The organism is Azorhizobium caulinodans ORS 571, from assembly GCF_000010525.1.
Classification (GTDB): Bacteria; Pseudomonadota; Alphaproteobacteria; order Rhizobiales; family Xanthobacteraceae; genus Azorhizobium; species Azorhizobium caulinodans.
This window is the reverse complement of sequence record NC_009937.1, coordinates 1,786,523-1,803,385: the sequence shown is the minus strand read 5'-3', so window position 1 is coordinate 1,803,385 and position 16,863 is coordinate 1,786,523. Positions and strand designations below refer to the sequence as shown.

14 protein-coding genes are annotated in these 16,863 nt (G+C 67.6%); 2 read left to right on the top strand and 12 right to left on the bottom strand.

Features of this window, described 5'->3' with window-relative positions:
• Positions 1-72: 72 nt before the first annotated feature.
• From AZC_RS08185 to AZC_RS08165, 5 genes are all read right to left on the bottom strand, one after another.
• Entirely contained in the window at positions 73-1,002 is a 930-nt protein-coding gene (locus AZC_RS08185) for an amidohydrolase family protein (RefSeq protein WP_012170107.1), read from the bottom strand.
• A 140-nt stretch (positions 1,003-1,142) separates the two neighbouring features.
• Positions 1,143-1,331: a hemin uptake protein HemP gene (hemP, locus tag AZC_RS08180; RefSeq protein ID WP_012170106.1), complete on the bottom strand. Its 189-nt coding sequence runs from the start codon at positions 1,329-1,331 to the stop codon at positions 1,143-1,145.
• Positions 1,332-1,559: 228 nt separating this feature from the next.
• Entirely contained in the window at positions 1,560-4,682 is a 3,123-nt protein-coding gene (locus AZC_RS08175) for an efflux RND transporter permease subunit (protein WP_012170105.1), read from the bottom strand.
• A gap of 3 nt (positions 4,683-4,685) precedes the next feature.
• Positions 4,686-5,849 (bottom strand): efflux RND transporter periplasmic adaptor subunit, encoded by a 1,164-nt coding sequence (locus tag AZC_RS08170; protein WP_052285897.1) that lies wholly within the window; start codon positions 5,847-5,849, stop codon positions 4,686-4,688.
• 196 nt (positions 5,850-6,045) lie between these two features.
• A complete protein-coding gene (locus AZC_RS08165; protein WP_043879080.1) occupies positions 6,046-7,251 on the bottom strand; it encodes an aminotransferase in 1,206 nt (401 codons plus the stop codon).
• 213 nt (positions 7,252-7,464) lie between these two features.
• Here AZC_RS08165 and AZC_RS08160 point away from each other — a divergent pair, with 213 nt between their 5' ends.
• Positions 7,465-7,866 (top strand): VOC family protein, encoded by a 402-nt coding sequence (locus AZC_RS08160; RefSeq protein WP_012170102.1) that lies wholly within the window; start codon positions 7,465-7,467, stop codon positions 7,864-7,866.
• A 3-nt stretch (positions 7,867-7,869) separates the two neighbouring features.
• On the opposite strand, the gene AZC_RS08155 is transcribed toward AZC_RS08160, so the two are convergent.
• Together AZC_RS08155 and AZC_RS08150 are read right to left on the bottom strand one after the other, a co-directional pair.
• Positions 7,870-8,169, bottom strand: coding sequence for a hypothetical protein (locus tag AZC_RS08155; protein ID WP_012170101.1), 300 nt, complete (start codon positions 8,167-8,169; stop codon positions 7,870-7,872).
• A gap of 84 nt (positions 8,170-8,253) precedes the next feature.
• Positions 8,254-10,050: a potassium/proton antiporter gene (locus AZC_RS08150; protein WP_012170100.1), complete on the bottom strand. Its 1,797-nt coding sequence runs from the start codon at positions 10,048-10,050 to the stop codon at positions 8,254-8,256.
• 142 nt (positions 10,051-10,192) lie between these two features.
• Here AZC_RS08150 and AZC_RS08145 point away from each other — a divergent pair, with 142 nt between their 5' ends.
• The gene (locus tag AZC_RS08145; RefSeq protein WP_043879079.1) at positions 10,193-10,471 is read left to right on the top strand and encodes a hypothetical protein; all 279 of its coding nucleotides are present in this window, start codon (positions 10,193-10,195) and stop codon (positions 10,469-10,471) included.
• A gap of 93 nt (positions 10,472-10,564) precedes the next feature.
• Here AZC_RS08145 and AZC_RS08140 read toward each other — a convergent pair whose 3' ends face one another.
• From AZC_RS08140 to AZC_RS08120, 5 genes are all read right to left on the bottom strand, one after another.
• Positions 10,565-11,587 (bottom strand): UDP-glucuronic acid decarboxylase family protein, encoded by a 1,023-nt coding sequence (locus AZC_RS08140; protein ID WP_043879078.1) that lies wholly within the window; start codon positions 11,585-11,587, stop codon positions 10,565-10,567.
• A gap of 198 nt (positions 11,588-11,785) precedes the next feature.
• The gene (locus tag AZC_RS08135) at positions 11,786-12,868 is read right to left on the bottom strand and encodes an ROK family protein (RefSeq protein WP_043879077.1); all 1,083 of its coding nucleotides are present in this window, start codon (positions 12,866-12,868) and stop codon (positions 11,786-11,788) included.
• Positions 12,869-12,946: 78 nt separating this feature from the next.
• Positions 12,947-13,144 (bottom strand): hypothetical protein, encoded by a 198-nt coding sequence (locus AZC_RS08130; RefSeq protein WP_043879076.1) that lies wholly within the window; start codon positions 13,142-13,144, stop codon positions 12,947-12,949.
• A gap of 44 nt (positions 13,145-13,188) precedes the next feature.
• Positions 13,189-13,875, bottom strand: coding sequence for a response regulator (locus tag AZC_RS08125; RefSeq protein WP_012170097.1), 687 nt, complete (start codon positions 13,873-13,875; stop codon positions 13,189-13,191).
• A complete protein-coding gene (locus AZC_RS08120) occupies positions 13,872-16,544 on the bottom strand; it encodes a sensor histidine kinase (protein ID WP_012170096.1) in 2,673 nt (890 codons plus the stop codon). The genes AZC_RS08125 and AZC_RS08120 overlap by 4 nt, the downstream gene beginning before the upstream one ends.
• Positions 16,545-16,863 lie beyond the last annotated feature (319 nt).

Sequence of the window (16,863 nt, the reverse complement as noted above, 5' to 3'; positions counted from 1 at the left end):
CCACGCGCTCTCTTTCTTGAGGTGAGAGGGCGATACACCGAGCGGATTGATTCAATCCGCTCGGATCGCGCTCTAGTGCTCGCGCTTGGGACGAGGCCGCCCGAAGGCGAGGCACCGGGCATTGCTGCCGGCGATCGCAGCGCGGACCTGCGGATCGGGGAGGAGATCGTCGAGGGCCGCCACCTGCTCGGCATGGCCGTGGCCCCGCCGTTCCGAATCCCGCCCGCTGGCCCAGACGAGACGCTCCGGCCCCGCCACTTCCAGCAACCGGTCCACCAGCCGGCCGAGCCCCTGCGCCCGGAGCAGCACCGGAACGAAGCCGATCCAGAGGTGCTCGTCCGCGGCATGGCGCTCCAGCACGCGGAAGGCGCCCCACGCCCGGCACAGATGATCGGCGGTGCGCGGCAGGGCGAGCCGCACCGGCACCCCCTGCCCCAGCACCACCGGCAGCAGCGCGTCCCAGCTTTCGGGCGGCACGTCGAGATGGAGGTGCAGGCCGTGGGCCGCCAGCGGCCGCAGCATGGCGCCCCACCAGGCGACATCGAGCGACGGAGCCCCGGCGAACGAGAACCCCACCAGCCCGTGGGCCATCAGCCGGGGAACATCGGCGACGACGCGCCGCGCGGGCAGCGGCAGCACGGCACGCAGGCGCTGCGGCGCATGGGCGGCGATGTCCATGAGCAGATGGCCGTCGGCGGGCCGCTCACACTGGAGCACGGCGCCGGCGAGGCCATCCTGATCGAGACCCGCGAGCAGGGTCCCGGCAGCAGCGGTTATGCGGGGGTCCACCGGCCCGGCGGCCAGCGGGCGCCAGTCCGCCAGATCGGGCGCCGTCGACCCGTCGGACGCGGACCGGGTGCCCGGCGCGGGACCTGCCGTCCGCCCAGTCGCAAGGCGTCGCGGCAGCACGAGCCCGGCGTCCACGTAATTGGACACCGTCTCCCCGCTCTCCCGCACGCCGGTCTCCGGCGCATCGACGCGGCCAAGATCTCTGGAACGCATTTACCCTCCCCGGCCGCGAGACCTGCGACTCGGTTACGAGGGTAAGGTAACGACTCGGGACGGTAATATGGAAGGTCAAGCGCCGGACTTGTGCTACCGCTTTGGAGGCATAGGGGCGGAGTTTTCCGCCATGCCGGCACTCACTTCGTCAGGATCAGCTTGTTCTGCGAGGTCAGGCGCAACTGATAGGTCTGCGAACCGTGCGTGATCGTCAACACCCGGGACGCAGCGAAGAGGTCACGGCTGTCCATCTTTTCATCCATCACGGGAATGGCTCGGATGCGGTCTTCAGGCTGCCAAGCCGTGCGGCCATGGTCATGCTTGGTCATTTGAATGACTCCAAACTAATGCCATTCGAATTGGACGCAAGAGCAAGTCTTGCGCTACTTTAGAGCGATTCAATATTTCGCTCAGCTGCGTGAATTCCAGTTAATACACGCCAATGGCCAAATCAATGCGCCAGCAGGTAGAACTGTTCTATAGAAGCAGGAAGCCCGCCCCGACATACCGTCGGGACGGGCCTCAAGCACATCCGGGATTGGAAACGGGAACCGCGCCTATTCCGCGGGCATAGGCTGCTCGTGCGGCACGGCGGGCGTCTCGTCGCCGGAGATCTTGCGCGTCACCCAGCCGTCGAACCGGTCGAGATAGAGATAGATAACCGGCGTGATGTAGAGGGTGAGGAGTTGCGACAGCAGCAGGCCGCCCACCACGGCGACGCCCAGCGGCTGGCGCAGTTCCGAGCCGGCGCCGGCACCAAGCGCGATGGGCAGCACGCCGAAGATGGCGGCGAGCGTCGTCATCATGATGGGACGGAAGCGCAGCAGGGCCGCCTCGCGGATGGCATCGAGGGCGCCGACGCCCTGCCGCCGCCGCTCCAGCGCCACGTCGATCATCATGATCGCGTTCTTCTTCACGATGCCCACCAGCATCACGATGCCGATGATGGCGATCACCGACAGTTCGATGTCGAAGATCATCAGCGTCACCAGCGCGCCGATGCCGGCCGACGGCAGGCCCGAGAGGATGGTGAGCGGGTGGACGAAGCTCTCATAGAGCACGCCCAGCACGATATAGATCACCACCACGGCGGCGAGGATGAGCAGGGCCTGGTTGCCCAGCGCATCCTGGAACACCTGCGCGGTGCCCTGGAAGCCGGTAGAGACGGAGGCCGGCAGGCCGGCATCCCGCTCCGCCTGCCCGATCTGCTCCACCGCCTGCCCCAGCGAGGTGCCGGGCGCGAGGTTGAAGGAGATGGTCACCGCCGGCTGCTGCTGCTGATGGGCGATCTGGAGCGGCCCCACGGTGCGCCGGATGGTGGCCACGGTCTCCAGCGGCACGACGGTTCCGCTGGTGGTGCGAAGATAGACCCGGCTGAGGTCGGAGGCCTCGCGCTGGTAGCGGGACTGCGCCTCGGCGATGATCGCGTACTGGTTGGTGCTGGTGTAGAGCGTCGCCACCTGCCGGGTGCCGAACTGGGTGTAGAGGGCGTTGCGGATCTGCTCTTCCGTGATGCCCACCGCCGCCGCCCGGTCCTTGTTCACGTCGATGGTGAGCTGCGGGTTGGTGATCTGGAGGTCCGAGGTCACGTCGCGCAGGCCGGGCAGTTCGGCGAGGCGCCGCTCCAGTGCCGGGGCGGCGGCATAGAGCGCGGCCGTGTCGGAGCTTTGCAGCGTGTACTGATACTGGCTCTTGGAGTTGATGCCGCCGATGTTGATGTTCTGCACCGGCTGATAGAACACGTTCACCCCCGGCACCTGCGCGGTGCGGCGGCGCAGGTCCTGGATCACCTGGAAGGCGGAGAGCTTACGCTCGCCCTTGGGCTTCAGCGCGATGAACATCCGCCCCGTGTTGGTGGTGCGGCTCACACCCGTCGCGCCGGCGGTGGAGACCAGATAGGCGACGTTGGGGTCCTCCCGCACCACGGCGGCGACCTTCTTCTGCCGCTCCACCATGGCCTCGAACGAGGTGTCGGTGGCGGCCTCCACCGTGGCGGTGATGAAGCCGTTGTCCTCCACGGGGAAGAAGCCCTTGGGAATGACCACATAAAGCGCCGCCGAGATACCGATGGTGGCGAACGTCACCAGCAGCATGAAGAAGCGGTGCCGCAGCACGAAGTCGAGGCTGTGGCGATAGCCGGCAAGCCAGGCGTCGAACATGCGCTCGGTGAGGCGATAGAAGAGGTTCGGCGTCTTGTGGTGGTCCGGCGCCTTCAGCACGCGGGCGCAGAGCATGGGCGTCAGCGTCAGCGAGACGAAGCCGGAAATCAGGATGGCGATCGAGATGGTGACCGCGAACTCGCGGAACACGCGCCCCACCACGCCGCCCATGAACAGCACGGGGATGAACACCGCCACCAGCGACAGCGTCATGGAGATGATGGTGAAGCCGATCTCCCGCGAGCCTCGGATGGCGGCGGCGAACGGCTTCTCGCCCTCCTCGATGTGCCGGTAGATGTTCTCCAGCACCACGATGGCATCGTCCACCACAAAGCCGACGCACAGGGTGAGCGCCAGCAGCGTCATGTTGTTGATGGAGAAGTTCAGCGCCCACATGACGCCGAAGGTGGCGATGATGGAGATGGGCAGGGCCAGCGAGGGGATGATGGTGGCCCGCACGTTGCGCAGGAAGAGGAAGATCACCAGCACCACGAGGACAATGGCCTCGAACAGCGTCTTCTGCACATCATGCACCGCCTCGCGGATGGAGACGGAGCGGTCGTTGAGGACGTCGATCTCCACCGAGGCCGGCACCTGCGAGCGATACTGGCCGAGATGGCTGCGCACCTCGTCCACCACCGCCACCGTATTTGCGTCGGGCTGGCGCACCACGGCGAGGACGATGGCGCGCTGGTCATTGAACCAGGAGGCGACGCGCTCGTTCTCCACGCCGTCGGAAATGGTGGCGATCTCGTCGAGGCGGACCGGCGCGCCATTGCGGAAGGCGATGACCAGCTTGCGGTATTCGCCCGCATCCGCCTTGGCGGCTCCCATGTCGATGGTCAGCGCCTGCTTCGGCCCGGAGAGCAGGCCGATGGGCGTGTTGGAGGCGCGAGCCTCGATGGCGTTCTGGATGTCGGAGGCGGAAATGCCACGTGCGGCGGCGGCGGCGGGATCGACGCGGATGCGCACGGCATATTTCTGCGTGCCGTAGATCTGCACCTGCGCCACGCCGGGAAGCTGGGAGATCTGCTGGCCGATCACCGTGTCCGCATATTCATTCACCGCCGAGAGCGGCAGCGTCGCCGAGGAGACCGCCAGCAGGATCACCGGCGCATCGGCCGGATTGACCTTACGGAAGCTCGGTGGTGTCGTCATCTCGTCCGGCAGCTGGCGCTGGGCCACGGAGAGGGCCGACTGCACGTCGAGGGCCGCATCGTCGATGTTGCGCGACAGGTCGAACTGGATGGTGATCGAGGTCGAGCCCTGCGTGCTCGTGGAGGTGAGCGAGGTGATGCCGGAGATGGTGGAGAGCTGGCGCTCTATGGGTGTCGCCACCGCGGTCGCCATGGTGTCGGGGCTGGCGCCCGGCAACGTCGCGGTGATGCTGATGGTCGGGAAGTCCACGCGCGGCAGCGCCGCCACGGGCAGCAGGCGATAGGCGAAGAGGCCGCCGATGATGAGGGAGAGCATCATCAGCGTCGTCATCACCGGGCGTCGGATGCACAACTCCGAGAACATGGCTCAGGCTCCCGGCGCGGGCGTCGAGGCGGCGGCGCCTTTTACGCTGACGCGGCTGCCCTCGCGCAGCGAGAGCTGGCCGTCCGTCACGACGACCTCACCTCCCTTGAGGCCGGCGGTGATGACCGCATAGCCATCCACCGTGCGGGCCATGGTCACCGGGCGCACGTGGGCAGTGTCATTTTCCACCACGAAGACGAAGGTGCCGCTCTGGCCGCTCTGCACCGCCTCCGCCGGAACGGAGACGACGCCGCTCTCCATGCGCAGCGTGACCGACACGGCACCAAGGGTGCCGGGCCACAGGCGCTCGTCCGCATTCTCGAACACGGCCCGCACCATCAGCGTGCCGGTCTGCGGATCGACCGTATTGTCGATCACCGAGATGCGGCCATCGCCCACCACATCCTTGCTGCCCTGAAGCGCGATCTCGACCTTCGCGTCATTCTGGGCCGCGCGGATGTCGCGCAGATAGTGCTCGGGCACGCCGAAGGCGACATAGATGGGCTTGATCTGGCGCACGGTGGCGAGGGTGTCGTCCACCCGGATCACCGCGCCGGGCCGCACCGCCGCGACGCCGAGGCGGCCGGACGCGGGCGAGCGGATGTCATAATAGGTGCGCTGCACCTCCAGCGCCTTCAGGTTCGCCTCGTCCTGATCGACGGTCGCCTTCTGGGCGTCGGCGGTGGTGCGCGCGTCGTCCAGCGTCACCTGCGAGACCGTGTTGCGCGCGGCAAGGCCCGAATAGCGCTCCATGTCGCGCAGGGCCTTCTCAAGCTGGGTCTTGTCCTTGGCGAGGGTGGCGCGGGCCTGAAGGATCTGCGCATCCACCTCGCGCGGATCGAGCTGGAAGAGGAGGTCGCCCTTGTTGACGACGGCGCCGTCCTCGAAGGCGACACTGGTGACCTGGCTGGCGACGCGGGAGCGGATGGTCACCGTAACCTGAGGCTCCACCGTACCGAGGGCCTCGATGCGCACCGGCATGGGCCTGTCCTGCGCGGTGGCGACGACGACGGCGACCCGCCGCTCCGGCTGGCTCTGCGCCTTGGCCGTACCACCGCCCTTGCCGATGAGCCCCTGCGACCACGCCCAGCCGGCCCCGCCTGCCGCAACAAGGCAGAAAAACAGAAAATAAAACCGCCAGCGTCCCGTCCGCTTCGCCCCGCCCATGCACCACCTCACAGGGAGGACGGTCCCTCTTGGACCGCCACTCGTACGCTCCAGAATTTAGAGAGGCTACACTCTGCCAAATAGTACCGCGACTGGTTTGTATCGCGTGCACTTCATTCTGGAACGAAAAATGCCAGCCTCACCTAACGTTATCGCGAGGCGGCAAGCAACCTGGAGCAAAAGCGGAACAAACGACCTACCTTCCGTTGCGCAGCGCCCCGGCGAGGCGCTCCAGCGCGGCGTCGAGCGTGGCATCGCGCTTGGCGAAACAGAAGCGCACCACCGAGCGCACCGCATCCTGCGCATAGAAGGCGGAGACGGGAATGGCCGCCACGCCGTGGGTCTTCACGAGATCGAGGCAGAAGGCCTCGTCATCCAGCGTCGGGTCGATGGCCGCGAGGTCCACGGAAAGGAAATAGGTGCCCGCGCTCGGCAGCACCGGGAAGCCGAGGTCGGACAGGCCCTTGGCCAGCCGGTCGCGGGAGCGCTGGAGGTCGGCGCGCATGTCCTCGAAATAGGCGTCTTCCTTGCCGAGCCCATAGGCAACCGCCGCCTGAAGGTTCGGCGGGGTGGTGAAGGTGAGGAACTGGTGCGCCTTGCCGAGCACCCGCATCAGCTCAGGCTGGGCGAAGACGAGGCCCACCTTCCAGCCGGTCATGCCGAAGATCTTGCCGGCGGACGAGATCTTCACGGTGCGCTCGCGCATGCCGGGGATCGCCATCATGGGCAGATGCCGGCGACCGTCGAAGATCACGTGCTCCCACACTTCGTCGCACACGGCGATGACGTCGAAGCGGATGCAGAAATCGGCGATGAGCTGCATTTCCTCGCGGGAATGCACGATGCCCGTCGGGTTCTGCGGGTTGTTGAACAACACCACCTTGGTGCGCGGCGAGAAGGCGGCCTCCAGCTTCTCGGCGGTGATGCGCCAGGACGGCGGCTCCAGCCGCACCAGCCGGGGAATGCCGCCCGCCCGCTGCACGAGAGGCAGATAGGCGTCATAGAGCGGCTGGAACAGCACCACCTCGTCGCCCGGCTCAATGAGCGAGAAGAGCGCGCCGGCCAGCGCCTCGGTGGCGCCCGACGTGACCATCACCTCGCTCTCGGGATCGAGGTCGAGGCCCTGCCAATGCTTGTAGTGCACCGCCGCCGCCTGCCGCAGATCGGCAAGGCCCATCATGGGCGGATACTGGTTCCAGCCATCGACCACGGCGTCCGCCGCCTTCTGGCGCACGTCCAGCGGGCCCGGATCATCGGGAAAGCCCTGTCCGAGGTTAACGGCCTGATGGGTGCGGGCCAGACCCGACATCACCTCGAAGATGGTGGTGGGCAAGGCGGAATAGATGGAATTGAGCCGGCTGACGGCGGGCACGGGCGGACGCGGGGCGAGGGAGACGGACATGGCGCTCTTCGGCAGTTCTTCCGGCGCCCCCTGCCGAGCGGCATCCGCTGTCCGGCCTGAGCGTCGCAATGGAGTGAGCCGGCAAACGCCGGCCGTTGTCCGTGCTCTAGATCAACTCGGCGGCGAGGTGAAGCGCCGGATTGTCCGCCGGGCCGCCTTGCGATCGCCCCTCGGCTCGGACAATCTGGCAGCAGAGCAGCGGGAGGCCCGGCCATGTTCAGCCATATCACCGTCGGGGTCACGGACCTCGCCCGTGCGGGACGCTTCTATGATGCGCTGCTGGCACCCCTCGGCTTCAACCCGCGCAAAACCGAGCCCGATGGTGGACCGGAGGCTCTGTGCTGGATCGGGGCGAGCCGCCTGCCCGAATTCTTCGCCCATCGCCCGTTCAACGGCGCGCCGGCACAGGCCGGCAACGGCAACATGGTCGCCTTCCTCGCCCCGGACCCGGGGGCCGTCGATGCGGCCTATGTGGCAGGCATGGCGGCGGGTGGCACGGACGAAGGCCCGCCCGGTCCCCGCCCCCATTATGGCGCCGGCTATTACGGCGCCTATCTGCGTGATCCGGACGGCAAGAAGGTGCATGTGGTGCACCGGGGTGATGTGACGCCCTGACCCTCAGGTGCCGCTGCGGGCGAGTTCGGAGAGCGGCTTGAGGGCGGCGAGGAGGTCTTCCTCGGTCACGCGGGCGACGGGCATGAGCACCTTGGCGGCCTGAGTCGGCTGGCCCGGGCGCATCACCAGCACCACCGTTTCGGCGCCGCCGCAGGCCGGGTCGCCGCACGCGATCTCGCTGACGGAGACGGTGGCCTCCTCCTCCAGATCCAGCAGGCGGCGGGTCATGTCCGCAAGGGCGCGCGTGGCGTCGCGGCGCTCGGAGGACGCGGTCTGACCCGGGCGCATGAACAGGCGCACCATCTCACTTCCCTTTCAAGCCGGCGTGACACCGGCGCACGCGCGCCATACGGCCCGCCGAAAACGTCAACATGGCGGCAGCCCCGCTCACGGTCCCGGGCTTGCGCCTTCTTCGGCCGTCGCGGCGCGGCGGCGGATCTGGCGGCGCACGCGCGTCAGCAGGCTGTCGCCCTCCTCGCCGAGCGTCTCGAAGCGCAGGGCGGCCTGCGTGACGCGGCCTTCCTCCACCTCCAGCGCCTCCATGGCCGCATTGCCCAGCGGAAAACGCATGCCCGGCAAGGGACGCTCGTCGGAGCGGTCGGCGAAAGTGTCGGCGATGCTCACGGCGCGCTCGTCCTGCGGAACGGAGAGGCCGTAGAGATCGGCCACGTCCCCCACCATCACCTCGCCGGAGAAGGGAAAGCCAGCCACGGTCTCGCTCGGCACCCGCTCCTCCGGCATGAACAAGGGGTCGAGCCTGTGCACCCTGCGGGGCGGGGCGAGAATATAGGCATAGTCGCCGCTCTTCAGCACACCCGCCTCCTGCGGCGAGAGCACCTGCCCGCGCCGGACCACGAAGACGAGCCGGGCCCAGAGCGGCAGCAGGCCGGAGGAGATGGCCAGCGTATCGCCGGTCACCGGATAGGCGACCAGTTCGTGCTCGCTCTGGCCCGGCAGGTCGATCTCGAACCGCTTAGCCTCGCGCGCCGGCTCGGCCAGCGCCACGTCGAGCCGGCGGGCGGCAAAGACGAGGCTCCAGCCGTGCAGGATCAGCGAGACCAGGACCACCACGAAGGCCACGTTGAAATAGGCCTCCGCATTGGGAAGCTGCGCCAGCATGGGAATGGTGGCGAGGAAGATGGACACCGCCCCGCGCAGACCCGCCCAGGAGATGAAGGCCTTCTCCCGCCAGTTGAAGCGGAAGGGCCACAGACAGAGGAAGACCGCCACCGGCCGGCCCACCAGCACGAGGAAGGCGGCAATCAGCAGCGCCGGGGGCAGATATTGCACCATGCGTGAGGGTGAGAGCAGCAGCCCCAGCATCACGAACATCACGATCTGGCAGAGCCAGGTCACCGTGTCATGGAAACTGGTGATGGAGGCGATGGCCCGCACGGGTCGGTTGCCCAGCACGAGACCCGCCAGATAGACGGCGAGGAAGCCGGACCCGTGCAGCATGGCGGTGGCCGCATAGATCAGCACCGCAGCCGCCACCACGAGCGCGGGATGAAGCCCGCCCGGCAGGTCCAGCCGGTTCAGCACGAATGCGAGACCGAAACCGCCCGCCACGCCTAGCGCCGCGCCGAGCACCATCTGCTGGACGAGACCGACGGTAAGCGCCCAGCCGGGATTGCCGGCGCCGGATGCCAGAAGCTCCACCAGCGTGACGGTGAGGAAGACCGCCGCCGGATCATTGGTGGCCGATTCGATCTCGATCACCGCCCCCACCCGGCGACCGAGGCGCAACCCTTGCGCGCGGACGAGGAACAGGACGGCGGCGGCGTCCGTCGAGGCGACGATGGCGCCCACCAGCAGGCTCTCCAGCGGTGGCAGACCCAGCAGAGGCAAAGCGGCGAGCGCCACCAGCCCGGCGGTCAGCATCACGCCGACCGTGGAGAGGATGACCGCCGGCACCACGGCGCCCCGCATGGTGGACGCGCGCATCCGGAGGCCGCCGTCGAACAGGATCACGGCCAGGGCCGCCGAGCCCACCATGTAGGTGGCCCAGTAGTCGGAGAAGTGTATCTGTCCCGGCCCGGCCTCGCCGGCCAGAATTCCGAGCAACAGGAAGACGAGAAGGATGGGCGCGCCGAAGCGGGCTGCCAGGAGGCTTGAAACGGTACCGAGGAGTACCAGAGCCGACCCTACCAGCAGCACCAGATCGGAGAGGAAAACAGTACCCATCCTTTCCCTTCCAACGTCTGCACTGATCCGTTTTGACACTGTTTCCCAGTAGCCGGATCGGACCTTGCCAGCTATGATTCCTGACAACTGGTTCATCTAGACCGTTCGGGGGAACGGGAAGAGCCAGTCGGGGAACGCTACCATGCAACTCGGCCAAGAGGCGTATGCCTATCTTGTCAAAGCTTACCTGAGGACGTCATCCGGCACCCTCATGGCCGAGCCGGACACCATCTGCTTCGATCTCGACCTCGCGCTCGAGATCGCGGACAACGACCAGCATTATGCGGCCGGCCTTGCCATCTACGCACTCGATGAAGATGGCGACCTGCTCGCGGATTTTCCCTTGGTGAGCCACGGGATGGCGATACCCGCACCCATCCTGTCGGCCCCGGTGGCCTTCTCGAACGCGGTTGCGGCCTGAAGACCACTCAGTAAACGGCGTAAAAAACGGCTGGCTCCCGGGGGGTGCCAGCCGTTTTTATTTTCGGTCTTCAATGGGTTGCGGACGCCCCCGTCAGGCCTGCCCGGCCGGCGCGGGATCAAGCAGCGGCCCCGTGGCGTCGGTGGGTCGGTGCGACAGCAGGCGGTCGAAATAGGCGATGGTCGCCTTGAGCCCCTGTTCCAGTTGCACCGTCGGCCCCCAGCCGAGCGTGTCCCGCGCCCGCGAAATGTCGGGCTGTCGCTGCTTGGGATCGTCCTGCGGCAGCGGCTTCTCGATGATGCGCGAGCGCGAGCCGGTGAGCGCGATCACCTGCTCGGCGAGCTGACGGATGGTGAATTCCGCCGGATTGCCGATGTTGATGGGACCGATCACGTCCTTCGGGCTCTCCATCATGGCGATGAGGCCGCGCACCAGATCGTCGACGTAGCAGAAGGAGCGAGTCTGGGAGCCGTCGCCGAAGACGGTAATATCCTCCCCACGCAACGCCTGGACGATGAAGTTCGAGACCACACGCCCGTCGTTCGGGTGCATCCGCGGCCCATACGTATTGAAAATACGTACCACTTTGATCGCGATCTGGTGCTGCCGGTGATAGTCGAAGAACAGCGTCTCCGCGCAGCGCTTGCCCTCGTCATAGCAGGAGCGCGGGCCGATCGGGTTCACGTTACCCCAGTAGCCCTCCGGCTGGGGATGCACTTCCGGATCGCCATAGACCTCGGAGGTGGAGGCCTGAAGCACCGGCACCCGCAGGCGCTTGGCAAGGCCCAGCGCATTGATGGCACCGATGACGCTGGTCTTCACCGTCTGCACCGGATCGAACTGGTAATGCACCGGCGAGGCGGGACAAGCGAGATTGTAGATCTCGTCCACCTCGATATAGAGCGGGAAGGTGATGTCGTGGCGCATCAGCTCGAAGCGCGGATTGCCGAGCAGATGCTGCACGTTCACCCGGGCGCCGGTGTAGAAATTGTCGATGCACAGCACCTCGTGCCCGCGGCCCAGCAGAGCCTCGCACAGATGCGATCCGACAAAGCCCGCGCCCCCCGTCACCGCGATGCGCTTCGGCAGCAGGCCGTTCGGATTGATGTTGACCATGGTCTCTTTCTTCGCGCTCGGTCCCGCCGGCCCCGCCGGCAGACATGACACCCCGGCGAGGCTTCAGAGCCTACGCAGAGAACGTTTGACCGACCCGCGTGCGGCGCAGGCGGATCGGAACGTGCTCTAGCAAGAATCACAGCCGGCTGTCAGGCCCCATGCGACGAAGCCCCACGGCACCGGGGTCCGGTTTTGCGGTCAGTCCTTCGTCTCGGGCCGGTTGGCGTAGCTGGCATTGCCGAGACCGGTGCCGATGGTGAGGACGGCCCAGTTGGGCACCTCCGTCATCCAGGGCCGCTGGCTCAGCCCCTGCACGACGGCATCGTTGTGCATCACCACAAGCGTATCGTGCCCGTCGATGGTCGGAATGGCCGAGCGGATGCGTTCGGGCAGCAGGAAATGCTCGCTGTCCCATTTGCCCGGCAGGTTCTGGGCGCCGCGGCGGATGCTGCCGTCCGCCTCGATGATGCCGGGGCAGGCAATGCCGATGAAGGGCGCCACGGACAGCTTCTCCGACTCCGCCTTCTTCACCAGCCCCTGGATCATCTCCACCAGCCGGTCCACGGCAGCCTCTCGCCCCAGCCGGGTTTCGTCCGCATGGCGCCAGAGGTCGAAGCGGCAGACGTCCGCGTTCTTCAGCAGCGGGTCCTTCTTCACATTGTGCCGGACGATGCCGGCGCGGATGTTCGACCCGCCGATGTCCACGGCGACGATGCCGTCATAGCCGGAGAAGATCCAGGACGGGGCCAGATGCAGGCAACCGATGAGGCCGCCCTCGTCGGGATGATGGCGCAGCGTCTCCAGCGTCACCTTGATATCGTCAGCCCGCAGCAGGGCGGCCGTGCGCGCGACGGCGAGTTCCCCCACCCGCGCCTCGATGAGCCCGCCGCCGACGACGATGTGCGAGACCTCCCGCCAGCTTTTCTGGGAGAGGAAGCGCCCCGCCACATGGGCGAGGTTGCGGGCGAAATCCTCGATGGCGCCCTGGACCACGGCCGCAGCGTCGGCGTCACCCTCGGCGAGGAACTTGTCGAGTTTCTTCTTGCTGATGCGGGCGTCGAGGTCCTCGTCGAACGGATCCTTGCCCATTTCGCGCAGGGTGCGCCGCCAGTCGCGCACGAAGGAGCGGAAGGCGGTGCCCGAGGCGCGGTCTCCGAGAAAGCCGTCCTTGTCCTTCACTTCCAGATTATAGCTGGTGACAGTAATGCCCGGCAGGTCGGCGGCCCCGTGCACACCGATGGCAGCGGGGGTCTCAGCAGTCTCTTTGGCAGGGGCCGGCATGGGCGCTCTCGTCGCTCGGGGTTGATCCCCTTCAACGCGGCAGATGCCCATCCGGTTGCCAAGCTGCCGCTCGGCGGCTCAGATCCGGTTGTTGGCGAAGCGCAGCGCCTCGATGGGGGAGGCGAAACGCACCACCCGCACATTCTTGGAACCGCACACGTCGCAACGCAGACGCGCGCCCTCCGGCGGCTCGGGCGCGGGAGAATCGGTGATGGCAGCAGGCGGCTTGCCGATGATGGAACGGCGGCGGCAGCGGGGACATTCAGCGCAGAGCATCGGGCGATGCTACACGAAATGCCGCGGAGAATAAGGCAGCCCCCCTACTCCGCCATGCGATAGCCGATGCCCGGCTCGGTGAGGATGAGCGTGGGCGTTGCCGGCTCCACCTCCAGGCGCTGGCGCAACTGGCCCACATAGACGCGCAGATATTGCGTGTCGTCGAGATGGGCCGGCCCCCACACGGCCCCGAGAATCTGCCGGTGGGTCAGCACCCGGCCGGGATGGCGGGCGAGATAGACCAGAAGCTCGAACTCCTTGGGCGTCAGCTTGATTTCCTGCCCGTCGCGAGTGACGCGATGGCGCGGCCGGTCGATCTCCAGTGGCCCCACCTTCAGCACCACATCCGCCGCGTGGGTATCGCCGCCGCGCTGGCGCAAGGCGGCGCGGATGCGCGCCATGAGTTCGCCGACGCCGAAGGGCTTGTTGACGAAATCGTCCGCCCCGAGGTCCAAAGCCTCGATCTTCTCCGCCTCCCGGTCGCGGGCCGAAAGAACGATGATGGGCACCTGCGAGAACTGGCGCACGCGGCCGATCACCTCCTTGCCGTCCATGTCCGGCAGGCCGAGATCGAGCAGCACCGCATCCGGCGGATGGGTGGCGATGGCGCGCAGCGCGCCCGCCGCATCGTCCGCCCGCGCCACGCCATAGCCGGCGGCGGTGAGGGCGGGGCTGAGGAAGCGATGGATGGCGGGTTCGTCATCCACCACCAGAATACGAATATCGGTCATGGGCCGGTGTCCGGTTCGACGGGCAGGCGGAAGGCGAGCCGGAGGCCGGAGGCGCGCCCCGGCGGCGGGCTTTCCGCCGTGATGGTTCCGCCATGGGCCTCCACGATGCCCTTGGCGATGGCAAGTCCGAGCCCAGCCCCTTCCCCGCCATCGGCCCGGTCGGAGGCGGCACGCACGAATTTCTCGAAGACATGGCCAAGGAGGCCGGAGGGAATGCCGGGGCCGCTGTCCGTGACGGCGATCTCCACCTCGTCGCCCACGCGCTCGGCCGAAACCTCGATGCTCGCGGAAGCGCCGGCATAGCGCACCGCATTGCCCACGATGTTGGCCAGCACCTGATTGAGCAGGATCTGATCCGCCCGCACCAGCGGCAGGTTCTCCCCCAGACGCACCGTCAGGTGCTGGATGGCCCCGCGCCGGCGGGCCGCAGCGACCGACTGGTTCACCACCTCGCCCACGTCCACCCAGTCGCGGCGCAGATCGAGAGCGCCCGCCTCAAGCCGCGTCATGGAGAGGAGGTTGCGGACCATGCTGTCGAGATGGTCCGCCTCCTCGCGGATCTGCGAGAGCAGGTCGCGCCGCTGCTCGGGATCGATGCGGGCGCCATATTCGATGAGGCTCGATGACGCGCCGAGAATGGAGGACAAGGGCGTGCGGAAATCGTGGCTGATGGAGGCGAGCAGGATGTTGCGGACCCGCTCCGCCTCCGCAGCGCTGCGCACATCCGCCATCTCGCCCGCCAGCGCGGCGCGTTCCAGCGCCGAGGCGGTCTGGTCCGCCAGCGCATCGAGCAGCACGCGCCCTTCCGCATCGAGCGGCTCGCCCGAGAGCGCCTCGATACCGATGACGCCGATGATGCCCTGCCGCGCCTTCAGCGGGATGAACAGCCACGGCACGCTCGGCAGCGTCGCGGTGCGCGCCCCCGCCGGCTCGCCATGCTCATAGGCCCAGCGGGCGGCGCTCAACGAGGCGGTGTCGAGCCGGTCTTCCGGCGGCCAGGCGGCGGCAATGTGGAGTTCACCACGCGTGGAGGACAGGATGACGGCCGCCCGCGAGAGGATGGCGTGAATCTCCGAGGCCGCGCCAGCCGCCACCTCCGGCGCGTCCGCGAGGGAGGAGAGCTTGCGCGTGAAGTCATAGAGCCGCCGGCCCGCCTTCACGCGTTGGGCGCTGGCCTTTGCCTGCTCGCGCGCACGCCCGGCGACGGCGGAGATGATGACGGCGATGACGAGAAAGATGACGAGCGCCAGCACCTCGTGTGGCCGCGCGATGGTGAAGGTGTAGACGGGATCGATGAAGAAGAAATTGTAGGCGAGCGCGGAGAAAAGCGAGGCGAACACAGCCGGCCACACGCCGAAGAACAGCGCCGGGATCAGCACCGCCAGCAGGAAGATCATCGAGACATTGGGCAAGGCGACGTGCTTGGTCAGTTCCTCGCCCAGAAGAGTCGCGATGGAGACGGCCATGGCCGCCGCCACATAGCCGTCCAGCCCGCCCACAGGCGGCAGGCGGCGGCGGGGCGCGGAGCGCTCCCCTTCCTCGAAGGTCAGCACATGCACCGCGATGCCGTCCGCCTCGCGCACCAGCGCGTCCGCCAGCGTGCGCACGAACGGGCGCGACAGGCGCGAGGGCCGCGCGCGGGCGACCACGATCTGCGTCACATTCTCGAAGCGCGCGACCTTGAGCAATTCTTCAACGAGATCGCTGCCCACCAGCGCCCGCGTCTCGGCGCCGAGGCTTTCCGCCAGCCGGAGGGCCGCATCGGCCCTGGCGCGGGCCGTGGCATCGAGCGGATGGCCCGGCCGCTCCACCGTCACCGCCAGCCAGGGGGCATCCGCAAGATCGGCGAGGCGCTTGGCCTCGCGTACCACCTTCTGGGCGCTGGCATCGGGGCCGACGCAGACGAGAATGCGCTCACCCGCCGCCCACGGCCCCTCGATGGCCCCGCCCTGCATGTGCTCGATGAGGTCACTGTCGACCCGCGCCGCCACCCGCCGCAGCGCAAGTTCGCGCAGAGCGGTGAGATTGGTGGGCTTGAAGAAACGCTCGATGGCGCGGGCGGCGGTGTCCTGCACATAGACCCTGCCTTCGGCGAGCCGCTTCAGCAGTTCGTCCGGCGGCAGGTCCACCATCACCACCTCGTCCGCCTCCTGGATGGCGGTGTCCGGGACGGTTTCACGCACGCGCACACCGGTGATGCGCTGGACCACCTCGTTGAGACTTTCCAGATGCTGGATGTTCAGCGTGGTCCAGACGTCGATGCCGGCGTCCAGCAGGTCTTCCACATCCTGCCAGCGCTTGGGGTGGCGGCTGCCGGGCACGTTGGAATGGGCATATTCGTCCACCAGCAGCAGCTTCGGCCGGCGGGCCAGCGCGCCTTCGATGTCGAATTCAGGGACGAGGCGGCCGCGATAATGGATCGGCCGGCGCGGCAGGACGGGAAGGCCCTCGAGCATGGCCTCGGTCTCACGCCGGCCATGGGTCTCCACGATGCCCACCACCACGTCGAGGCCATCGGCCTTGGCGGCGCGGGCGGCTTGGAGCATGGCGTAGGTCTTGCCGACGCCGGGCGCGGCCCCAAGAAACACGCGCAGCTTGCCCTTGCCCTCCCGCTCAACCATGGCGAGCAGGGCATCGGGTGATGCGCGCGGCTTGTCCTCCTGCCCCATGGCCTCCTCACGCTCGACGCGATTCCCTCACCGCAGCGAGGGATTTGGATCTTATACGGCAAAGCGGGCTGCCGGGCCTGTCTCCCCACCTCGGTCGTGGGCACCGCCCTGCCCCTTCACACGTCCCGCAGGCGTGAGAGGGAGCCCGCCGCGCCTGGCGGAAAGCCCTCCCCCCTTGTGGGGGAGGGTTGGGAGGGGGGTAGGACGCTCTCCATCCTGCGATTGCCCGCGCGCTTCGGGTGCCTGCGCACGCGCCGGGATGTCGCTCTTGCGGAGACCGCGCGTACCCCCCTCCCCACCCCTCCCCCTCAAGGGGGGA

What these genes read in the sequence shown, in the direction of transcription:
- AZC_RS08130 (WP_043879076.1), bottom strand. Translation starts at nt 13,144, where the DNA reads ATGCTCTGCGCTGAATGTCCCCGCTGCCGCCGCCGTTCCATCATCGGC.
- AZC_RS08165 (WP_043879080.1), bottom strand. Translation starts at nt 7,251, where the DNA reads ATGTCCGTCTCCCTCGCCCCGCGTCCGCCCGTGCCCGCCGTCAGCCGG.
- AZC_RS08185 (WP_012170107.1), bottom strand. Translation starts at nt 1,002, where the DNA reads ATGCGTTCCAGAGATCTTGGCCGCGTCGATGCGCCGGAGACCGGCGTG.
- AZC_RS08145 (WP_043879079.1), top strand. Translation starts at nt 10,193, where the DNA reads ATGCAACTCGGCCAAGAGGCGTATGCCTATCTTGTCAAAGCTTACCTG.
- AZC_RS08175 (WP_012170105.1), bottom strand. Translation starts at nt 4,682, where the DNA reads ATGTTCTCGGAGTTGTGCATCCGACGCCCGGTGATGACGACGCTGATG.
- AZC_RS08150 (WP_012170100.1), bottom strand. Translation starts at nt 10,050, where the DNA reads ATGGGTACTGTTTTCCTCTCCGATCTGGTGCTGCTGGTAGGGTCGGCT.
- AZC_RS08140 (WP_043879078.1), bottom strand. Translation starts at nt 11,587, where the DNA reads ATGGTCAACATCAATCCGAACGGCCTGCTGCCGAAGCGCATCGCGGTG.
- AZC_RS08120 (WP_012170096.1), bottom strand. Translation starts at nt 16,544, where the DNA reads ATGGGGCAGGAGGACAAGCCGCGCGCATCACCCGATGCCCTGCTCGCC.
- AZC_RS08135 (WP_043879077.1), bottom strand. Translation starts at nt 12,868, where the DNA reads ATGCCGGCCCCTGCCAAAGAGACTGCTGAGACCCCCGCTGCCATCGGT.
- AZC_RS08155 (WP_012170101.1), bottom strand. Translation starts at nt 8,169, where the DNA reads ATGGTGCGCCTGTTCATGCGCCCGGGTCAGACCGCGTCCTCCGAGCGC.
- AZC_RS08160 (WP_012170102.1), top strand. Translation starts at nt 7,465, where the DNA reads ATGTTCAGCCATATCACCGTCGGGGTCACGGACCTCGCCCGTGCGGGA.
- AZC_RS08125 (WP_012170097.1), bottom strand. Translation starts at nt 13,875, where the DNA reads ATGACCGATATTCGTATTCTGGTGGTGGATGACGAACCCGCCATCCAT.
- hemP (WP_012170106.1), bottom strand. Translation starts at nt 1,331, where the DNA reads ATGACCAAGCATGACCATGGCCGCACGGCTTGGCAGCCTGAAGACCGC.
- AZC_RS08170 (WP_052285897.1), bottom strand. Translation starts at nt 5,849, where the DNA reads ATGGGCGGGGCGAAGCGGACGGGACGCTGGCGGTTTTATTTTCTGTTT.